Here is a 20,054-nt window from a genome sequence, read left to right as displayed (position 1 = left end):
GCTGAAGGACGGACGGTCGTTGTCGCGGCGGAAGCCACCCGACGAACGGTCGTCACGACGCTGGAAACCACCACGGTCGCCACCCCGGTCGTCACGACGGTCACGGCTGAAGGACGGACGGTCGTTGTCGCGGCGGAAGCCACCCGACGAACGGTCGTCACGACGCTGGAAACCACCACGGTCGCCACCCCGGTCGTCACGACGGTCGTTGCCGCCGCGGTAGCCGCCCCGGTCACCGCCGCGGTTGTCCCGGCGGTCGAAGTTGCCGCGGTCGTCACGGCGGTCGTCACGGGCGGCGGGCTGCACCGGTACGGAGACGGCGGCCTCGACAGCGGCCTCCGCCTCGGCGGCGGCCTCGGCCACTGCGGCCTCGGGGTCGTCGCCCCGCTCGCGCGCGGCACGGGCGACCAGGCGGTCGGCCTCCTCACGCAGCTCACCGGCGCGGCGCTGGACGCGCTCCAGCTGCCTGGTCAGGTCGGCGACCTCGCGCTCGGCCTGCTTGGCGGCGTTGTTCGCGGAGTCGGCCTGGACCTCGGTCAGCGAACGGGCGCCGGTGATCTCGGCAACCTCCGGGTCGAAGGCACCCGCGCCGCCCACGATGTGACGCGAGGCGTCGACGCCCGCGTCCTCCATGAGGCGGAAGATCTGACGGCGCTGGTGCGGCAGCGCCAGCGAGACGACGACACCGGACTTGCCGGCGCGGGCGGTACGGCCCGAGCGGTGCAGGTAGTCCTTGTGGTCACCGGCCGGGTCCACGTTCAGCACCAGGTCGATGCCGTCGACGTGAATACCGCGGGCGGCGACGTCGGTCGCGACGAGCGCGTTGACGTAACCGTCCTTGAAGTCGGCGAGCACACGGGTACGGGCGCCCTGTGTCATGCCACCGTGGAGTGCGTCCGCCTTGACGCCCGCCTCGACGAGCTGCTCGGCGATGCGGTCGGCACCCAGCTGGGTGCGGACGAAGATGATGGTGCGGCCCTTGCGGGCGGCGATGGCGGAGGTGACCGGCGCCTTGTCCTTCGGCTTCACGACGAGGACATGGTGCGTCATGGTCGTGACGTTGCCCTGGGCACTGTCGACCTCGTGGCTCACCGGGTTGTCCAGGTAGCGCTTGACCAGCGTGCCGATCTCGTTCTCCATCGTGGCGGAGAAGAGCATGCGCTGGCCGCCGACCGGAACCTGGTCGAGCAGTTCGGTGACCTCGGGCAGGAATCCCAGGTCGGACATCTGGTCGGCCTCGTCGAGGACGGCAACCTGGACATTCTCCAGGGAGCAGGCGCCCCGGTTGATGATGTCGCGCAGCCGGCCCGGAGTGGCGACGAGGATGTCGACACCGCGCTCCAGCGCATAGATCTGGTTGCCCATCGACGTTCCGCCGCAGACGACCTTCATCTTCAGGCCGAGCACATCACCGTACGGCTGAAGCGCGTCCGCGACCTGCATCGCGAGCTCACGGGTCGGAGTGAGGATGACGGCGCGGGGCTTCTTCTTCTCGGTGTGGCCGCCGGCCAGCGCGGCCAGGGTCGGCAGACCGAAGGAGAGTGTCTTGCCGGAGCCGGTACGGCCGCGGCCCAGGATGTCCTTGCCGGCCAGGGCGTCCGGAATGGTCGCGGCCTGGATCGGGAAGGGCGCGGTCACACCGTTCTGCGCGAGCTTGCGGACGATGCCGTCGGGCAGGCCCAGGTCGGCGAAGGTGACGGTCGGCTCGGCGTCCGCGTCGACGGCGGAGTCGGTGTCGGCCTGCGGGGCGTCGGCCTCGATGGAGTCGGCGGACTCCACGACGACTGCCTCTGCGGACTCGACGAGCTCGTCGTTCTCGGGCATGACGGTGCGGTCAGAACTGGAAATTGACATGCGAAATGCGAAACCTTCCGGAGTCTCGGCACGCGCCCGTAACTCCGTGATTCGCAATTTCGACCGCCTCAATGCGGTCCAGCCACGGCAAGGGAGAGTACGCGCCACACGGCGCGCTTCTGTTTCGGCGCCGGGCAATGGGATCAAACGATCTGCCACCATACGCACTCCCCCCCACATTGCGCAAACCACCCTCCTCTCGACTCCCTGCTACACAGGGCTACACAGGCCCCACCTGCGGCGAGACGTCCGGGGTCCGCAGCACCCATGGCTCCTTGGGCGCACTCATCGCGTCGTGGCGGAGCCGAGCCGCCGACGAGGCGGACGGCTGCGGCGACGGTTCCGAGGGCTCCGGCTCCGGCTCCGGGGAGGCGGGCGGCTCGGGGGTGGCCGGCTCGGACGGCGGCGGGGATTCGGGCTGCTGCGGCACCACGGGCCCCGGCTGCGAGACCGAGGGCACCGGCAGCCCACCACCCCCGGTCGGGCCCGGATCACCCGGTTTCACGCCGGGACGCACGCCGCCGGGTGAGCTCGAAGGGCCGGCGGAGCCGCTCGGCTCCGGAGATTCGGCCACCTCCCGTTCGGAATGCGCCTCGGCACGGCCACCACGGTTGCGGGCGCCGCCCGTGCCCGCACCGGTGCCGCCGTCCGGCCCCGCCGCGCTCCCCTTCGGCTCGGACGACGGCGACCGCACCGGTTTCCCTCCGTCGTCGCCGACGCTCATGCAGCCTGTGGACGCGGCGACCGTCACTGCGATGACGGCCGCCCATCGGACGGGAGCGGACAACTGGCGCACGGGAGGCACCTCCGGGGGTACGAAGAGAGGCGGAGCGGTACGGGAAGAAGCGGGGGGCGCCGTGCCCAACTCCCTTTGCCCCGCCGGGGACACGCCGCACGCCCGGCCCACACAGCTCCCGCACGCCTCCCGCACGACGCCCGCACGGCGCTGGCAAGATCGCCCCTCGCGTCACGCCTTGCGTAAGAAGCTGTTTTCGACGCAGAAGAGGAACCGGTGGCCGCCACCCCTGAGGTGTCCAAGCAAACGGCCCGCCCGTCCCCGACAATGGCCATGTGCTGGAGATGACCCGTGAGGCATTCGAAGAGCTGGTGAGCCAGGCCCTTGATCAGATTCCCCCGGAGCTGACCCGGGTCATGGACAACGTGGCCGTGTTCGTGGAGGACGAACCGCCCGCCGACGACCCGGAGCTACTGGGCCTCTACGAGGGGACCCCGCTCACGGAGCGCGGTGAGTGGTACGCCGGAGTGCTTCCGGACCGCATCACGATCTACATGGGCCCCACACTGCGGTTCTGCGAAACACCGGAGGACGTGGTCCACGAGGTGGCCGTGACCGTCATCCATGAGGTGGCCCACCACTTCGGCATCGAGGACGCGCGGCTCCACGAACTCGGCTGGGGCTGACGTCCCCGATCACCCCGGGCGGTCCTGGCCCGACGACGGCCGAGGTCAGCCGCCATCTGGAGGAGAAACCGACCGGAGCGACCCCTCCGCCTATTCAGTTTGGCTGACGACGAAACGCCGTAGTACAGTCTCCGACGTGCCCAAGGGCGCCGGTCAGGACTTGACCGTTCTGAGACCCTAGAGGTTGAAGGAGAAGCGGAACCTCTCGAGGGAAAGCGGAGTCACATGCTTCTCACCTTCCTCCCATCGGGGCGACAGGCGCGGAAGCAGTAGCACCAGCAGTTCTGCCCTCATCGTCTAGTGGCCCAGGACGCCGCCCTTTCAAGGCGGTAGCACGGGTTCGAATCCCGTTGGGGGCACGCACCACCTTGTGCGACACTTAGTCGCACAACAGCTTGGTCCTGTGGAGCAGTTTGGAGTGCTCGCCACCCTGTCAAGGTGGAGGCCGCGGGTTCAAATCCCGTCAGGACCGCTGCAGCCCTTATGAGCTGCGTGGCTGGGTAGCTCAGTTGGTACGAGCGATCGCCTGAAAAGCGATAGGTCGCCGGTTCGATCCCGGCCCCAGCCACCACCCGAAGGCCCCGTCCGGTGGACGGGGCCTTTGTCATGTCAGGCTTCCTCCCGGTCCGCCGAGTTCGCGCCCCGGCCGCGCCACGCCCGTACCGCCAGCGCTGCCAGCACCACCGCGACCACGGCTACCAGCGCCAGTGCGTCCGGCACATGTTCTCCGATGCGCTGGGCCCACTGCTCGACGGCGAATGAATTGTCCACGTCCAGCAGTCCGGGCAGCGCCGTCGTCCCGTCGTACACGAGGAACAGCACGCCGAGCCCGATGAAGAAGAGCCCCGACAGCAGCGTCGTGGTGTGCAGCTCGAAGCGGCCGAGCCGGAAGGCACGACCCCGTAGCCAGGCCCGTCGGCCCAGGTCGAAGCGTTCCCAGAGCAGCGCGAGCAGAAAGAGCGGGACCGCCATGCCGAGGGCGTAGACAGCAAGCAGCAGTCCGCCGTAGACCGGGCTGCCGCTGACCGCCGCCACAGTGAGGACGCTGCCGAGGATCGGGCCCGCGCAGAAACCGGCCAGTCCGTATACGGCGCCCAGCGCGTAGACGGATACGGCGGTGGTCGGACGGATTCGGCCACTGAGGGCGGTGATCCGGCGGGAGGCAAAGCCCAGACCCACGATCTGCACGATGCCGAGCACGATGATCAGCCACCCGGCGCCGAGGACTAGCACGTCGCGGTGGCTGTAGAAGAGCCGTCCGGCGTACGAGCCGGCGGCGCCGAGCGGGACCAGGGTGGTGGCCAGACCGGCGTAGAAGATGCCGGTACGGGCCAGGAGTCTCGAGGTGGAGTCGATGGAGTAGGCGAAGAAGGCGGGCAGCAGCAGTGCGCTGCACGGGCTGACCAGGGCGAGCAGCCCGCCGAGGAAGGCCGCGAAGTAGCCGATGTCAGCCGTCATTTCGCGCCGCCCTCGGCGCCCTTGGTGCGGGCCTCTTCGGCCGCCGTTTCGATGGCCTGGGTGAAGGTCTCCATCGACTGGGCGCCGGCGATCGGACGGCCATTGATCAGGAACGACGGGGTGGAGGTCGCGCCGATCCCGTATGCCTCTTCCTGGTCCTTGCTCACCGCGGCGCGGGCGGCGGAGCTGTCGGTGTCGCGCAGGAACCGGTCGAGGTCCGGGACCCCGGCCTGCTGGGCGAGCGCCTTCAGCTGGTCCTTGTCGAACCCCTTCTCCTTGGCCCCCTCGGCGTACGCGGCACTGTAGTACTGCCAGAAGCGGTCCTGCTGCCCGGCGGCCCAGGCGGCGCGGGCCGCGGCCTCGGACCCGGCGCCGAAGATCGGGAAGTTGCGCCACTCGATGCGCAGGATGCCGTTGTCGACGTACTTCTTCACCAGCTCTGGTTCGGTGTCGCGGGCGAATTTGCCGCAGTAGCCGCATTTGAAGTCGGCGTACTCGATGAGGACGACGGGCGCATCCACCCGGCCCAGCGCGAGCTTGTCACCGGGGTCGCGCCGGGCAAGCTGCGCCAGCTCCGGATAGACGCCGGCGTCCGGGTCCTCGGTGACATCGGCGGCGGACGAGGAGGAGGAAGAGGAAGAGGAAGAAGGACCCGAGTGGTCGGGGGCGGTGGCCCGGAAGGAGGCGAAGCCGAGCAGGGTTGCGGCGAGGACGACTCCGGCGCCGTAGATCAGCGGCTTCCTGGACGACGGCGTACGTGAGGACGTGGACTTGGACATGCGGGACTCCGTGGTGGTGATGCGGGAGGGAGGGAAGAGGTACGGCCGGTTGGAGAGCGGCCGTCTACACCCTCAGCACGGAGAGCTCGACCGGTGTGGGCGCGACAGCCGCGGGGGCGCGCAGCTTTATCCGTACGGGCGGGCGGACGAGTCCCTGTCCGGTGGCGTCGGGCAGGCCCCACTCGGCGAGGCCGGACGCCTGGTCGTACGCCGCACGGGCCCGGCCCGGCAGGGCGGGCTCACCGTCCTCGTGCTTCCGGCTCTTGCCGCACCCCGAGCCCCCGTGCCCTTCCACGCCCGACGCGGTGGCCAGGGCGGGGCTGTCCGGAGCAACCGTCCTTGTCGCGGCGGACTCAGCAGCCGCGCCAACCGTACGTGCTGCGCCCGTCACAGCAGCCGTACGTCCTGCATCACGCGCGACAGCCGTCGCCGGACCGCAGAACAGTCCCAGTGCGACCGCGAACACCGCCACCAGGCAGCACCACTGCGTACGGGACACGGCGACCGGCCTTTCCGGACGGGGGCAACGGGTGGTCAGTTGCCGGAAATGGTACGCGGTGTGATCCCGCGCCTCCGAGCAGTGCGTATGTGTGGTGACCCGGACCGCACAGAACCGGACCGCGCAAAATGCGTTCGCCGTTCTTCGGGACCGGGTGAGATCCTGGGCTCCGTATGTCTACTTCCTTCGCTGATCTCCAGTCCCAGCTCGGACAGCTCTCGCTCCGCGACGCGCACCGGCTCGGCCGCCGTCTCGAAGGGGCGCGCCGCATCCGTAAGCCCGAGGCCCGGCAGTCCGTGCTGGCCGAGATCGCCACCGAGGCCGGAAAGGCTGCCGAGCGGCTCGCGCTGCGTGCCGGGCGGATGCCCGCCCTGTCGTACCCGGAACAGCTCCCGGTCAGTCAGAAGAAGGACGAGATCCTGGAGGCAATACGCGATCACCAGGTCGTGATCGTCGCCGGGGAGACCGGCTCCGGCAAGACCACGCAGATCCCGAAGATCTGTATGGAGCTGGGGCGCGGAGTCCGGGGCATGATCGGGCACACCCAGCCGCGCCGGATCGCGGCCCGTACGGTCGCCGAGCGCGTGGCCGACGAGCTGAAGACCCCGCTGGGCGAGGCCGTCGGCTGGAAGGTCCGCTTCACCGACCAGGTGAACCCCGACGCGACGTTCGTCAAGCTGATGACGGACGGCATCCTGCTCGCCGAGATCCAGACGGACCGCGAGCTGCGCGCGTACGACACGATCATCATCGACGAGGCCCACGAGCGGTCCCTGAACATCGACTTCCTGCTCGGCTATCTGGCCAGGCTGCTGCCCAAGCGCCCGGATCTGAAGGTCGTCATCACCTCGGCGACGATCGACCCCGAGCGGTTCGCGCGCCACTTCGGCGAGGCGCCGATCGTCGAGGTCAGCGGACGTACGTACCCGGTCGAGGTGCGTTACCGCCCTCTGATGGATTCGGACGCCGAAGACACGGACTCCGACCGCGACCAGATCACCGCGATCTGCGACGCCGTCGACGAGCTCCAGTCTGAGGGCCCTGGCGATGTACTGGTCTTCCTCTCCGGCGAGCGCGAGATCCGCGACACCGCGGACGCGCTGAACAAGAAGAACCTCCGCCACACCGAGGTGCTCCCCCTCTACGCCCGCCTCTCGCACGCCGAGCAGCACCGCGTCTTCCAGCGGCCCCCGGCCGGCGTCGTCCACAGGATCGTCCTGGCGACCAACGTCGCCGAAACCTCGCTGACCGTCCCTGGCATCAAGTACGTGATCGACCCGGGCAACGCCCGGATCTCCCGCTACAGCCACCGCACCAAGGTCCAGCGGCTGCCGATCGAGCGGATCTCGCAGGCCAGCGCCAACCAGCGCAAGGGCCGCTGCGGCCGTACCTCGGACGGCATCTGCATCCGGCTGTACTCCGAGGACGACTTCCTGGCCCGTCCGGAGTTCACCGACCCCGAGATCCTGCGTACGAACCTGGCCTCCGTCATCCTCCAGATGACCGCGGCGGGCCTCGGCGACATCGAGAAGTTCCCCTTCATCGACCCGCCGGACCACCGCAACATCCGTGACGGCATCCAGCTCCTCCAGGAGCTCGGCGCGCTCGACCCGGGCGAAAAGGATCCGAAGAAGCGGCTCACCCAGCTCGGCCGGAAGCTCTCACAGCTGCCCGTCGACCCGCGCCTGGCCCGCATGGTCATCGAGGCCGAGCGCAACGGCTGCACCCATGAGGTCATGGTGATCGCGGCTGCGCTCTCCATCCAGGACCCGCGCGAGCGGCCCTCGGAGAAGCAGACGCAGGCCGATCAGCAGCACGCCCGCTTCAAGGACGAGACGTCCGACTTCCTGGCGTTCCTGAATCTCTGGCGGTACATCCGTGAGCAGCAGAAGGAGCGCGGCTCGTCCAGCTTCCGCAGGATGTGCAAGCAGGAGTATCTGAATTTCCTGCGCATCCGCGAATGGCAGGACATCTACGCGCAGCTGCGCACGGTCGCCAAGCAGATGGGCATGCATCTGGAGGAGGCCGCGCCGGGAACGGACGCGCCGGAGCAGGCGGTGCACGCCTCGCTGTTGGCCGGGCTGCTGTCACACATCGGGCTGAAGGACACCGAGAAGAACGAGTATCTGGGCGCGCGCAGCGCCAAGTTCGCGATCTTCCCCGGATCGGCACTCTTCAAGAAGCAGCCCCGGTTCGTGATGTCTGCCGAGCTGGTCGAGACGTCCCGGCTGTGGGCGCGGGTCAACGCCAAGGTCGAGCCGGAGTGGATCGAACCGCTGGCCCAGCATCTGCTGAAGCGCACCTACAGCGAGCCGCACTGGGAGAAGGACCGGGCGGCGGTGATGGCGTACGAGCGGGTCACGCTCTACGGGGTACCGATCGTCGCCCAGCGCAAGATCAATTTCGGCCGTATCGACGCCGAGACCTCCCGCGATCTGTTCATCCGCAACGCCCTGGTCGAGGGCGACTGGCGGACGCACCATCAGTTCTTCCACGACAACCGCAAGCTCCTCGGCGAGGTCGAGGAGTTGGAGCACCGCGCCCGGCGCCGCGACATCCTCGTGGACGACGAGACGCTCTTCGACTTCTACGACCAGCGCATCCCCGAGCACGTGGTCTCCGGGGCGCACTTCGACTCCTGGTGGAAGCACAAGCGCCGCGACGAGCCGGACGCGCTGGACTTCGAGCGCTCGATGCTCATCAACGAGAAGGCCGGGGCCGTCTCCAAGGACGACTACCCCGACTCCTGGCGGCAAGGGAAGCTCAAGTTCAGGGTGACGTACCAGTTCGAGCCCGGCGCGGACGCGGACGGTGTGACCGTCCACGTCCCGCTCCAGGTGCTCAACCAGGTCACCGCCGAGGGCTTCGACTGGCAGATCCCGGGCCTGCGCGAGGAAGTGGTCACCGAGCTGATCCGCTCGCTGCCCAAGCCGATCCGCCGGCACTACGTCCCCGCGCCGAACTACGCGGGCAAGTTCCTGGACCGGGCGGTCCCGTCCGCCTCCGGCGGCCCGCTGTCACAGCAGGAGCCGCTGCCGGTCACGCTGGCCCGGGAGCTCCAGCGCATGGTCGGCGTCCCGGTCGACGCCGACGACTTCGACCTGACCCGCATCCCGGACCACCTGAAGATCACTTTCCGGATCGTCGACGAGCGGCGCCGCACGGTGGCCGAGGACAAGGATCTGGAGGCGCTGAAGCTCCAGCTGCGCCCCAAGGCCCGTCAGGCCCTCTCCAAGGCCGCCGCGGCCACCGCGGGGCCCTCGGGCGAGTCCATCGAGCGTTCGGGCCTCAGGGACTGGACGATCGGCACGCTGAACCGGATCTTCGAGACCGATGGGGTCTCCCCTGGTCGAGCGAAGTCGAGAGCTCGGGGAAGCCAGCCGGTCAAGGCGTACCCGGCGCTCGTGGACCAGGGCGAGACCGTGGCCGTACGGCTCTTCGACACCGAGGCCGAGCAGCAGCAGGCGATGTGGCACGGCACCCGGAAGCTGATCCTGCTGAACATCCCGGTGAACCCGGCGAAGTTCGCCTCGGACAAGCTGACGAACCAGCAGAAGCTGGCCCTGTCCCGCAATCCGCACGGCTCCATCCAGGCGCTCTTCGAGGACTGCGCGACGGCGGCCGCCGACCGGCTGATCGGTGCGCACGGCGGTCCGGCCTGGGACGAGGAGTCGTTCCGCAAGCTGTACGACAAGGTGCGCGCCGACCTCGTGGCGCTGACCGAGCACACGGTCAAGCAGGTGCAGCAGGTGCTGGCCGCCTGGCAGGCCTGCGAACGGCGCCTGAAGGCCACCAGCAGCCTCGTCCTGGTCAACAACGTCACCGACGTACGGGACCAGCTCGCGGCCCTCGTGCCGCCGGGCTTCGTCACAGCGACCGGGCTGCGCCGGCTGCCCGACCTGATGCGCTACCTGGTCGCCGTGGACCGCCGGCTCCAGCAGATGCCGACGGCCGTCCAGCGCGACACCACGCGCATGGAGAAGATCCACGAAATGCAGGACGAGTACGCCTGGCTGCTCGAACAGATGCCGCAGGGCAGGCCCGTTCCGCAGGAGGTCCTGGACATCCGCTGGATGATCGAGGAGCTCCGGGTCAGCTATTTCGCGCACGCTCTGGGGACGGCTTACCCCGTCTCCGACAAGCGGATCGTGAAGGCGATCGACGCGGCGGCCCCGTGAGGGGCTGTCGGGTGACCTCTGGGACGACTCCGGCTGAAGCCGTAACCGGGCCACCACCTTCGGTGAGGTCGACCGGACCCGCTGACCTGCTGTAGAGTCTGTCTTCGCAGCCAGCCGCAAGGCAGCCGCGAAAACCTGGTCCTGTGGAGCAGTTTGGAGTGCTCGCCACCCTGTCAAGGTGGAGGCCGCGGGTTCAAATCCCGTCAGGACCGCAGTAAAGAAAGCCCGGATCCTCCTGGATCCGGGCTTTCGCGCGTCATGGCTCCGGCAACTGCCGACGAGTACCGGGCAGCAGGGGCTGCGACCGTTCCCCGGCGCGGGGCGGCGATCCACCGGGAGGTGGCGCGCATGACGGGCATCCACCGAGCACAAGATCCGCGCGTTCCTGTGCGCCCGCCAGGCGGCCGCTCACGGCTAACGACCTCGGGGGAAATAGGGAGTGGATCAAGGAGCGGCGTCTGGTGCGTGCGATCGCAAGACGCCGGGGTGTCCTCGTAGCGGAGCTACTAGGACATTTCGGCAACGCCGCGAGCGTGCGTGCCAGACGCCGCGACGCCGCTCACTATTTCCCCCGAGGTCGTAACACCACTCGCTCGCCACCATCGGCCCCTGCGGCCCGCTATGGGGCCTTTGACGACCTCCGGGACCACTCCTCCCCGCCCGAGCCCGCCGGTGCTGCGCGCGGGGCGCCGAGACGTCGCCCAGGAAGGCCGGGAGGCTCAGAGGCCGCGCACATAGGTGGGGTGGAGGAAGGAGCGGGGCGAGGCAAGGCGGAGGAGGGAGGCGACGCGAAGGGGGTCCCCCCATGCCTTCAGGGCTATGAGGGAGTCGTCGACCGACGACAACGCCGCCAGGCGCCGCCCATCGGCACGCGACGCCGCCCCACCTATGTGCGCGACCTCTCAGGACGAAAGCCCCCTGCCCGGGTGACCAATGGCGAGGCGTTCCGCTTCTTGAAGGTGAGAGGCTCGCACTTGGCAAGACTCATACAGTGTGACGGGAGTCACTGAGTGAGTTTTGAGAAGGAGTGCCTTTACGCCCTTCCTACAACTGGCGAATTTAATATGTGCAATTGCACCACTCGGACGGGCGTACCGGGGACCCTCCGAACCCATCCCGCCCGGACTCCCTCGAGGCGGTTGGAAACAGTCCCGCACAGACCCGCGCAAGCTCACACGGCACCCCGCGGCCGGACCCAACCGGACGCCTGGTTTCCAGTGGCACCCGGGCCACCCGGGGCGCGGACGGGGAATGCCTCCCGGGCCGTGCGGGCACAAAAAAATCGCGCTGGACCCGGCGGAGTCCAACGCGATCGAACGACGCACCCATATTGCGCAGGTATGGCGCCCGTTGGGGCGAGCGCCCGTCATTTGGAGCTATGGGTGGGCCTGTCCGGGTTGGGGGACCCGGAAGCCCAGTGGCGGCGCGGCGACAGGGGTGTGTCAGGCCTCGCTGCGCTGCTGCGGAATACCCGCAAGCAGTGCGCGGACCTCTGCCTCGCGGTACCGGCGATGCCCACCGAGCGTACGGATGGACGTGAGCTTGCCCGCCTTGGCCCAGCGGGTAACCGTCTTCGGGTCCACGCGGAACATCGTGGCAACCTCAGCCGGGGTCAGCAGCGGCTCGGCATCAGGGGTGCGAGCGGTCATGAGCGGCCTCCTCGGGAGAACCGAACCATCTCGGTTCTTTCCTCTAAATTCTGCACCTTGACCCGCGTTGCCCGAAATGGCGGACGCGGGCCGAGTCGGTTATAGGACGAACGGCTTGTCCTCGGCACTACAACTACACCATCCGTCCAGCCACGTCGGCCAAACCGATGGAATTGCCCTCCCAGGTGTTCATCAGCGACGGAAGCCGATGGACCATGCCATAGCGGACAGTCACACGACCGTGACGATCAGTCACAGAGCGATCAGGAGTCACCAGACCCCCCATAGCGTGCAATGCTGAGCAATCCACCCCTAGTTGGACGGATGGAGCCCTCCCCGGGCTCCTTGTCCTATTTTGGCATGAGGAGTAGGGAAGGGCGCAAGGGCCCAGTTAGTGCTATCCATCACCCTTGAGGCAAAGGCCCGGTTCGGGACGTAGGTCCTAAGATCACTTAGGTACGCTTCCGCCTCTTCATCCTCACGTGCCACACGGGTCACAGGTTCAGACGCAGATGAGGCGCCGTCAGTTCGCGAATTGACGATTTCTTACCGCCCGCCAGCGCTCCGCCAGCCGCCCATACGCCTCACTCGCCCTTTCGGAGTCGCCGGCCCGCAGCGCCGCGATGCCCTCGGTCACATCGGCTGCCGAGCGGTCCCCGGCGAGCTGTTCCGCCGGCAGTGCGTGCACCAGACCTCCGTAGTCCAGCTCCACCAGTGCGCGCGGATGGAACTCCTCCAGCCAGCGCCCCAGGTCCACGAGCCCATCGGTCAGCGGCCCTTCGTCCACGGCCTCCCGCAGCGTCCGCAGCGCCCGGGCCAGCCGGCGCCGGGCCTGGACCATCGGCGTCCGGTAGCGCAGCACGGGCGACTCACCGTCCCCGCCCGCCTCTGCGTACTCCCGCTCCTCGTCGGAGAAGAGCACGAACCAGCGCACCGGGATGTGCCACACCGAGGTGAGGATCCAGGGCCTGGCGTCCGGATTGCGCTCCGCCCACCGCTCGTGGTCCGCGACGGCCTGCCCGCGCACCACCGGCGGCAGCACCGCGTCAAGCACCGGCCCGGGGAACATCTCCACCAGCTCGTCCAGCGCCAGCCAGCCGCGCAGCCTGGTCCGCCACGGACAGACGCACACCACACCGTCCATCTCGGTGACGAATGCGTCCCCGCTCTCGTGCACCGGCACGCCGACCGGCGGTGTGGCCACCAAGTCGGCCAGCGAACGGCGCAGTTCGTCCTGGGCCGTGGGCATACGGGATCGCCCTGCGTAACGGGCCCAGTGACCGCGTTCGGGCTCCGGGAAGGCGGCCAGCGGCTCGTACACCCGGAGGTAGGACGCGTAAGGGACGAGCACTGAAGACACCACCGACATGCAGCAAATCGTGTCATGCCCGTACTCCGCCGGGGGGTGATCCTGGCACTGGAACAGATCTACGTCCGCGTAGGACTTACGCTCTTGACCAGTCGGACAGGCCGTGCGGCCGGTCCGCGGCCCTCCCCACCTTCAGGAGGGTCCTCCGCCGCTTCGTACTTGGGAGTCACCACAGTGACCGATGTGACCGACGGCATCCTGCACACCCTGTTCCACTCGGATCAGGGGGGTCACGAGCAAGTCGTGCTCTGCCAGGACCGTGCCAGCGGCCTCAAGGCCGTCATCGCCATCCACTCCACCGCTCTGGGCCCGGCCCTCGGCGGCACCCGCTTCTATCCGTACGCCTCCGAGGAGGAGGCCGTCGCGGATGCGCTGAACCTCTCGCGCGGCATGTCCTACAAGAACGCCATGGCCGGCCTCGACCACGGCGGCGGCAAGGCGGTCATCATCGGGGACCCAGAGCGGATCAAGTCCGAAGAACTGCTGCTGGCCTACGGCCGGTTCGTGGCCTCGCTCGGTGGCCGCTACGTGACGGCCTGCGACGTCGGCACCTATGTCGCCGACATGGACGTCGTCGCCCGCGAGTGCCGCTGGACCACCGGCCGCTCCCCTTCGAGCGGTGGCGCCGGCGACTCCTCGGTCCTCACCGCGTTCGGTGTCTTCCAGGGCATGCGGGCCTCTGCCCAGCACCTCTGGGGCGACCCGACGCTGCGTGGCCGAAAAGTGGGGGTCGCCGGAGTCGGCAAGGTCGGCCACCACCTGGTCGAGCACCTGCTGTCGGACGGCGCGGAAGTCGTGATCACGGATGTGCGGGAGGAGTCCGTCCGCCGCATCACCGATCAGCACCCCGAGGTCGCCGTCGCCGCGGACACCGAGGCACTGATCCGTACCGAGGGCCTCGACATCTACGCCCCGTGCGCGCTCGGCGGCGCGCTGAACGACGACACCGTTGCGGTACTCACCGCCAAGGTGGTGTGCGGCGCGGCCAACAACCAGCTCGCGCACCCCGGCGTCGAGAAGGACCTCGCGAACCGGTCGATCCTGTACGCACCCGACTACGTGGTGAACGCCGGCGGTGTCATCCAGGTCGCCGACGAGCTGCACGGGTTCGACTTCGACCGGTGCAAGGCCAAGGCGTCGAAGATCTTCGACACCACGCTCGCCATATTCGCACGTGCGAAGGCTGACGGCATTCCCCCGGCTGCCGCGGCCGACCGGATCGCCGAACAGCGAATGGCCGAAGCGCGCCGAAGCTGACGGTCGCGGGGCGTCACCCGGCGCCCTTGCCTCTTTCCGCCTGCCGACCCGCCGACCCGCCGACCGGCGAGACAAGACTCACGCCGGTCGGCGGGTCGCGTGCCAAGAAGAGGTTAAAATCGCAGTTGACCAGCGAGGACGGGGCTTCTCGCCTGTCCTCTTCCAGGGCACGTGATGCGGGCGGCGTACCGTATGGTGGCGGAAGCAGGTACCGTTAAAGCTCTACGGGCACGGTCTCTCTGCCGAGAGTCCGTCCTGAAACATGAACGCGTGTCAAGACTCTGGGGCCGTCGAGCCCCGTCACCGAGGGGGTCGAGCCATGGGGCGCGGCCGGGCAAAGGCCAAGCAGACAAAGGTCGCCCGCCAGCTGAAGTACAGCACCGGCGGGACTGACCTGTCGCGTCTGGCTAATGAGCTGGGCGCATCGCCTTCGAGTCAACCACCGAACGCAGAGCCGTTCGAGGACGACGAGGAAGATGACCCGTACGCACAGTACGCGGATCTGTACAACGACGACGAGGACGAGGACGAGGACGATCATCAGTCCAGTCCGTCGTCACAGCGCCGCGGCGCTTGACCTCGCGCTGACACAGAACCCGGTCCGGGCCCGTCCCGGACCGGGTTCTGTGCTACCCCGATCCGGTCCGGCCGCTCGGGCGGACTTCGGTCCCCGGCTGCGGACGACGGTGGACTCGAGCTCCACGCCGAGCGGAAGAAGTCGGCCCGCCCTGCGATCGAGGGCATTGCTCCGCACATCGGGCCCGTCCGGCGTCCGACGACGGAGCGGCAACCGGGCGTCCCCGGTCACCACCCTTCCGCTCCGCACTATCGCGCGTAGCCGCCCACCAGCTCCGCACCTGAGGTGTGCGCCCCGCGCTCCGTGATCTCGCCCGCGACCCAGGACTCGACCCCGCGGTCGGCCAGCGTCGTCAGCGCGGCGTCCACGGACTGGGCCGGGACGATCGCGATCATGCCGACGCCCATGTTCAGCGTCTTCTCCAGTTCCAGCTGCTCGACCTGACCCGCCTTGCCGACCAGGTCGAAGACCGCGCCGGGCGTCCAGGTGGAGCGGTCGACCCTGGCGTGCAGTCCGTCCGGGATGACCCGGGCCAGGTTGTTGGCGAGGCCGCCGCCGGTGACGTGGCTGAAGCCGTGCACCTCGGTCGTACGGGTGAGGGCCAGGCAGTCCAGCGAGTAGATTCTGGTGGGCTCCAGCAGCTCCTCGCCGAGCGTCCGGCCGAACTCCTCGACCTCGCGGTCCAGCGCCCAGCCGGCCCGGTCGAAGACCACGTGTCGGACGAGCGAGTACCCGTTGGAGTGAAGACCGGACGACGCCATGGCGATCACGACGTCACCCTTACGGATGCGTTCCGGGCCGAGCAGATGGTCGGCCTCGACCACGCCCGTACCGGCGCCCGCGACATCGAAGTCGTCCGGACCGAGAAGACCCGGGTGCTCGGCGGTCTCGCCGCCGACCAGGGCGCAGCCGGCGAGGACACAGCCTTCGGCGATGCCCTTCACGATGGACGCGACACGCTCGGGGTGCACCTTGCCGACGCAGATGTAGTCGGTCATGAAGAGCGGCTCGGCACCGCAGACGACCAAGTCGTCGACGACCATGCCGACGAGGTCGCGGCCGATGGTGTCGTACACGCCCATCTTGCGGGCGAGGTCGACCTTCGTGCCGACCCCGTCGGTGGCAGAGGCGAGCAGCGGACGCTCATAACGCTTGAGGGCCGAGGCGTCGAAGAGTCCGGCGAAGCCGCCGAGGCCGCCGAGGCCCGCGACCTCTGCGCGCTGCGTCTTCTTCACCCACTCCTTCATCAGCTCGACGGCACGGTCGCCGGCCTCGATGTCGACGCCCGCTGCTGCGTAGGAAGCACCTGTTGTCTCAGACATTGCCTGGGGTCTTTCGTGTGGAAATACGGGGCTGGTGGCCAGGGTTGTACGGCTGGGCCGTCACGGACGACGCAGGGCGTCGGACGCGGCGGTTGCCGCAGGGCCTGCCGCCAGCTCGGTCTCCAGCAGCTGCTTGCCGAGCAGCTCCGGGTCCGGCAGCTCCATCGGGTACTCACCGTCGAAGCAGGCACGGCACAGGTTCGGCTTGGCGATCGTCGTCGCTTCGATCATCGCGTCCAGCGAGATGTACGCGAGCGAGTCGGCACCCATCGACGTACAGATCTCGTCGACCGTCATGCCGTTGGCGATCAGCTCGGCGCGGGTCGCGAAGTCGATGCCGAAGAAGCAGGGCCACTTCACCGGCGGGGACGAGATACGGATGTGGATCTCGGCGGCGCCGGCCTCGCGGAGCATCCGGACCAGCGCGCGCTGGGTGTTGCCGCGGACGATCGAGTCGTCGACGACCACCAGGCGCTTGCCCTTGATGACTTCCTTGAGCGGGTTCAGCTTGAGGCGGATACCCAGCTGGCGAATGGTCTGGGACGGCTGGATGAAGGTCCGGCCGACATAGGCGTTCTTCACCAGTCCGGAGCCGAACGGGATGCCGCTGGCCTCCGCGTAACCGATGGCGGCGGGGGTGCCGGACTCCGGAGTCGCTATGACCAGATCGGCCTCGACGGGGGCCTCGGCGGCCAGCTTGCGGCCCATCTCCACGCGGGAGAGGTAGACGTTGCGCCCGGCGATGTCGGTGTCGGGGCGGGCCAGATAGACGTACTCGAAGACACAGCCCTTGGGCTTCGCTTCCGCGAAGCGTGAGGATCGCAGGCCGTTCTCGTCGATGGCGACGAGCTCGCCCGGCTCGATCTCACGGACGAAGCTGGCACCGCAGATGTCGAGGGCGGCGGACTCGGAGGCCACCACCCAGCCACGCTCGAGACGGCCGAGAACCAGCGGGCGGATGCCCTGCGGGTCGCGGGCCGCGTAAAGGGTGTGCTCGTCCATGAAGACGAGGGAGAAGGCGCCCTTCACATCGGGGAGCACCTTCGCGGCGGCTTCCTCGATGGTGAGCGGCTTGCCGTCCTCATCGGTCTGGCCGGCGAGCAGCGCGGTCACCAGATCGGTGTCGTTCGTGGCGGCGACCTGGGTGGCGCGGCCGTCCTTGCGGGGAAGGTCGGCGACCATCTCGGCGAGCTGGGCCGTATTGACCAGGTTGCCGTTGTGACCCAGGGCGATCGAGCCGTGCGCGGTCGCACGGAACGTCGGCTGCGCGTTCTCCCACACCGAGGCACCGGTGGTGGAGTAGCGGGCATGACCGACCGCGATATGGCCCTGGAGGGATCCCAGAGACGTTTCGTCGAAGACCTGCGAGACCAGTCCCATGTCCTTGAAGACCAGGATCTGGGACCCGTTGCTCACTGCGATGCCCGCGGACTCCTGTCCACGGTGCTGCAGGGCATACAGTCCGAAATAGGTGAGCTTGGCGACCTCTTCACCCGGAGCCCAGACACCGAAGACGCCGCAAGCGTCCTGGGGGCCTTTCTCTCCGGGGAGCAGGTCGTGGTTGAGTCGTCCATCACCACGGGGCACGCCACCGAGTGTAGGCGAGATCGACCACTGGTCCGAATTCGGGATACCGGGCCCGAGCACCGGGGAAGCGCTCCCAAGGGCGGCTCGAGGGCCGGTTCGTGCGGTCACTCGGAGTGAGTGTTTTGGGGTGCGGTGAGGTGGTGGGATGGGGGTGCGGAACGGCCACAGGGCAGAGGTCGCCCGGACCAGTGGCCGGTTACCGACCAGTTCTGGCCACTCGGAGCATGGGGATCGGCCCGCCGGATGGTGGCGCTCGGTGAGCCGATCAGTCCTCAGGCGCAGAGTCCGGCCGAACGTCCGTTGCGTGGCGAGCCTCACACCCAAGAGCCCGGTATGCGGCTTCTCGGAGGCCCGGGCAAGGAGGGCCAGGACTCCAACGGCCGTACGCCGATTCCCCATGACCCTGGGAAGGTCCGGGCAGTCGTCCGGTTTCCCCCTCACTGCATCAGTGGCAGCAGCGCGGCGAGATCGGCCCGCTCACCGCTGGCGCCGACCTTCGCCGCGTCGAGCGCCCGGGCCCACTCCGTACGCCCGGTGGCGAGCCGGATCCAGGTGAGCGGATCGGTCTCGACGACATTGGGCGGCGTACCGCGGGTGTGCTTGGGGCCCTGGACGCACTGAACGACGGCGAACGGCGGGACGCGCACCTCGACCGAGCCGCCCGGCGCCTTCTCCGCAAGGGCGTCGGCGAGCAGCCGGGTGCAGGCGGCGAGCGCCTGCCGGTCGTACGGGATGCCGAGGCCGGCCGCCTCGTTCAGATCGTCGGTGTGCACGACGAGTTCGACGGTACGCGTGACCAGGAAGTCGGCCAGCCGCATCGTGCCGACCCTGGTCGGCAGCAGCCGCTCCTCGGGGGCCTTGGGCACCAACTCCTCGAACCGCCCCGCGACCTCCCCGTACAGCGCGTCCAGGTCCGGACGGTCCGCGGCGAGCGCCTTGGTGTCGTCGGCGATGCGGGCGGCCCGGTTCGCGGTCGAGAACGGCCATTCGAGGAGCGTCAGACCGGGCTTGGGCGAGGCGGGTTCGGGCAGCTCCAGATACCGCGTGACGTGCGAGAGCGCCATGGTCAGATGGGCGGCCAGTTCGCGCACGGTCCAGTCCCCGAGCCGGGTCGGCAGCGCGAGCTGTTCGGGCGTCAGGGCGCTGACGGCTTCCCGGACATGGGCGAACTGCGCCAGGACCGCGGTGCGGGTCCTGACCGGGTCGTAGCGGCGGGCTCGTTTCTGGGACGGCGGCATGTTCCAGGACCCTAACGGCCTCAGGACCTGGTCGCGAAGCCGCCCAGTCCCTTGTCGAGCAGGTCGAAACCGCGCTCGGCGAGCGCGACGGCATCCGGCGCAACCGCGTCCGCCGACTCCCCCGCCAGCAGCCTCATTTGATTCGCGGTGATGAGGGCGTTGCGGGTGCTGATCAGCTGGGCGGCCGCGATCCGGGCGATGGACGGATCCTCCCCCTCCTCGACCAGGACTTCGGCGAGCAGGTCAAAAGAGCGCATGGAGAACGCGTGGGCCCGGATGAGCAGCGCCGGGGTCTCCTGGATCAGTCGGCGCAGCCCGAGCGCCACCGGGGCATCGCTCAGCCCGGCGGAGGGGTCACGGGCCTCGATGGCTGCCAGGAACTGACGCCGCACGGCGGCCGCCGCCGACTCGCCGGTGACCCGGTCCCGTACTACCCGCGCGACATCGCCGATGTGCTCTTCCATGGGAGCGAGGACCAAGTCCTCCTTGCTGGCGAAGTAGTTGAAGACGGTCATCTTCGACACCTCGGCCGCCTCGGCGATCTCGGCGACCGAGACCTTGTCGAAGCCGCGTTCGGCGAAGAGCTCGGTGGCCGCGGTCAGCAGACGGCGTCGCGTCCGGAGCTTCTTGCGCTCGCGCAGACTCATCCCCTCAGTCATAGCATCACTGTACCAAGATGAAGATTGATCCCAGATCAAATTTTGACCCGATGTATTTTCACGCGGCTGTCCACAATCCGCACCCTGATAGCCCACCGCCCGGAAATGCTCAGTCGGCTCGGCAGAATTCCCAAAGCTCCGGATCCGCCGAACAGAACAGACCGAGGACGGCCCCGCCCATGAACCGGGCGGGGCCGTCCTCGAAC

The 20,054-nt window shown here is 68.7% G+C and carries 15 protein-coding genes and 4 tRNA genes; 8 read left to right on the top strand and 11 right to left on the bottom strand.

The features are described from left to right. Together ABT115_RS25435 and ABT115_RS25430 are read right to left on the bottom strand one after the other, a co-directional pair. Positions 1-1,854, bottom strand: a 1,854-nt coding sequence (locus tag ABT115_RS25435) for a DEAD/DEAH box helicase (RefSeq protein ID WP_351794091.1), incomplete at its 3' end; no start/stop codon positions are given. Positions 1,855-2,074: 220 nt separating this feature from the next. Continuing rightward, a complete protein-coding gene (locus tag ABT115_RS25430; RefSeq protein ID WP_351794088.1) occupies positions 2,075-2,650 on the bottom strand; it encodes a hypothetical protein in 576 nt (191 codons plus the stop codon). A gap of 275 nt (positions 2,651-2,925) precedes the next feature. On the opposite strand from ABT115_RS25430, the gene ABT115_RS25425 reads away from it, so the two are divergent. The 4 genes from ABT115_RS25425 to ABT115_RS25410 all read left to right on the top strand — a co-directional run bounded on the left by ABT115_RS25425 (position 2,926) and on the right by ABT115_RS25410 (position 3,847). Then, the gene (locus tag ABT115_RS25425) at positions 2,926-3,276 is read left to right on the top strand and encodes a metallopeptidase family protein (RefSeq protein WP_351794085.1); all 351 of its coding nucleotides are present in this window, start codon (positions 2,926-2,928) and stop codon (positions 3,274-3,276) included. A gap of 286 nt (positions 3,277-3,562) precedes the next feature. Then, positions 3,563-3,635, top strand: a tRNA-Glu gene (locus ABT115_RS25420). Between the two features lie 38 nt (positions 3,636-3,673). Continuing rightward, positions 3,674-3,748 (top strand) — tRNA-Asp (locus ABT115_RS25415). 22 nt (positions 3,749-3,770) lie between these two features. Then, positions 3,771-3,847: transfer RNA gene (locus tag ABT115_RS25410), tRNA-Phe, on the top strand. Between the two features lie 38 nt (positions 3,848-3,885). On the opposite strand, the gene ABT115_RS25405 is transcribed toward ABT115_RS25410, so the two are convergent. The 3 genes from ABT115_RS25405 to ABT115_RS25395 form a co-directional block, all read right to left on the bottom strand. Further along, the gene (locus ABT115_RS25405) at positions 3,886-4,734 is read right to left on the bottom strand and encodes a cytochrome c biogenesis CcdA family protein (RefSeq protein WP_351794082.1); all 849 of its coding nucleotides are present in this window, start codon (positions 4,732-4,734) and stop codon (positions 3,886-3,888) included. Continuing rightward, on the bottom strand, positions 4,731-5,513 hold the full coding sequence (locus ABT115_RS25400; RefSeq protein WP_351794079.1) for a DsbA family protein: 783 nt from the start codon (positions 5,511-5,513) through the stop codon (positions 4,731-4,733). The genes ABT115_RS25405 and ABT115_RS25400 overlap by 4 nt, the downstream gene beginning before the upstream one ends. A 64-nt stretch (positions 5,514-5,577) precedes the next feature. Further along, positions 5,578-6,012 carry a hypothetical protein gene (locus ABT115_RS25395; RefSeq protein WP_351794076.1) on the bottom strand — a complete coding sequence of 145 codons (435 nt, stop codon included), beginning with the start codon at positions 6,010-6,012 and terminating at the stop codon, positions 5,578-5,580. 173 nt (positions 6,013-6,185) lie between these two features. Between ABT115_RS25395 and hrpA the strand changes: the two genes are divergently transcribed. Together hrpA and ABT115_RS25385 are read left to right on the top strand one after the other, a co-directional pair. Continuing rightward, positions 6,186-10,190 (top strand): ATP-dependent RNA helicase HrpA, encoded by a 4,005-nt coding sequence (gene hrpA / locus ABT115_RS25390; protein WP_351794073.1) that lies wholly within the window; start codon positions 6,186-6,188, stop codon positions 10,188-10,190. Between the two features lie 137 nt (positions 10,191-10,327). Further along, positions 10,328-10,402, top strand: a tRNA-Asp gene (locus ABT115_RS25385). Between the two features lie 1,230 nt (positions 10,403-11,632). Here the strand turns inward: ABT115_RS25385 and bldC are convergent. Together bldC and ABT115_RS25375 are read right to left on the bottom strand one after the other, a co-directional pair. Further along, positions 11,633-11,839: a developmental transcriptional regulator BldC gene (bldC, locus tag ABT115_RS25380; protein WP_003949541.1), complete on the bottom strand. Its 207-nt coding sequence runs from the start codon at positions 11,837-11,839 to the stop codon at positions 11,633-11,635. Positions 11,840-12,362: 523 nt separating this feature from the next. After that, positions 12,363-13,208, bottom strand: a complete 846-nt coding sequence (locus tag ABT115_RS25375) for a DUF8083 family protein (RefSeq protein WP_351794070.1) — start codon at positions 13,206-13,208, stop codon at positions 12,363-12,365. A 174-nt stretch (positions 13,209-13,382) separates the two neighbouring features. Between ABT115_RS25375 and ABT115_RS25370 the strand changes: the two genes are divergently transcribed. Next, positions 13,383-14,465, top strand: coding sequence for a Leu/Phe/Val dehydrogenase (locus tag ABT115_RS25370; protein WP_351794066.1), 1,083 nt, complete (start codon positions 13,383-13,385; stop codon positions 14,463-14,465). A 319-nt stretch (positions 14,466-14,784) separates the two neighbouring features. After that, complete coding sequence (locus ABT115_RS25365) at positions 14,785-15,042, top strand: DUF3073 domain-containing protein (RefSeq protein WP_351794064.1); 258 nt, start codon at positions 14,785-14,787, stop codon at positions 15,040-15,042. A 248-nt stretch (positions 15,043-15,290) separates the two neighbouring features. Here ABT115_RS25365 and purM read toward each other — a convergent pair whose 3' ends face one another. From purM to ABT115_RS25345, 4 genes are all read right to left on the bottom strand, one after another. Next, positions 15,291-16,364, bottom strand: a complete 1,074-nt coding sequence (gene purM / locus ABT115_RS25360; RefSeq protein WP_351794061.1) for a phosphoribosylformylglycinamidine cyclo-ligase — start codon at positions 16,362-16,364, stop codon at positions 15,291-15,293. A gap of 60 nt (positions 16,365-16,424) precedes the next feature. After that, positions 16,425-17,951, bottom strand: coding sequence for an amidophosphoribosyltransferase (gene purF / locus ABT115_RS25355; RefSeq protein WP_351794058.1), 1,527 nt, complete (start codon positions 17,949-17,951; stop codon positions 16,425-16,427). A 437-nt stretch (positions 17,952-18,388) separates the two neighbouring features. Then, positions 18,389-19,189: a maleylpyruvate isomerase family mycothiol-dependent enzyme gene (locus tag ABT115_RS25350; protein ID WP_351794055.1), complete on the bottom strand. Its 801-nt coding sequence runs from the start codon at positions 19,187-19,189 to the stop codon at positions 18,389-18,391. A gap of 20 nt (positions 19,190-19,209) precedes the next feature. Continuing rightward, complete coding sequence (locus ABT115_RS25345; RefSeq protein WP_351794054.1) at positions 19,210-19,848, bottom strand: TetR/AcrR family transcriptional regulator; 639 nt, start codon at positions 19,846-19,848, stop codon at positions 19,210-19,212. Positions 19,849-20,054: the final 206 nt, after the last annotated feature.

The organism is Streptomyces sp. NPDC001832 (genome assembly GCF_040297265.1).
Taxonomy (GTDB): Bacteria; Actinomycetota; Actinomycetes; order Streptomycetales; family Streptomycetaceae; genus Streptomyces.
This window is presented reverse-complemented; position numbering and strand designations above follow the sequence as displayed.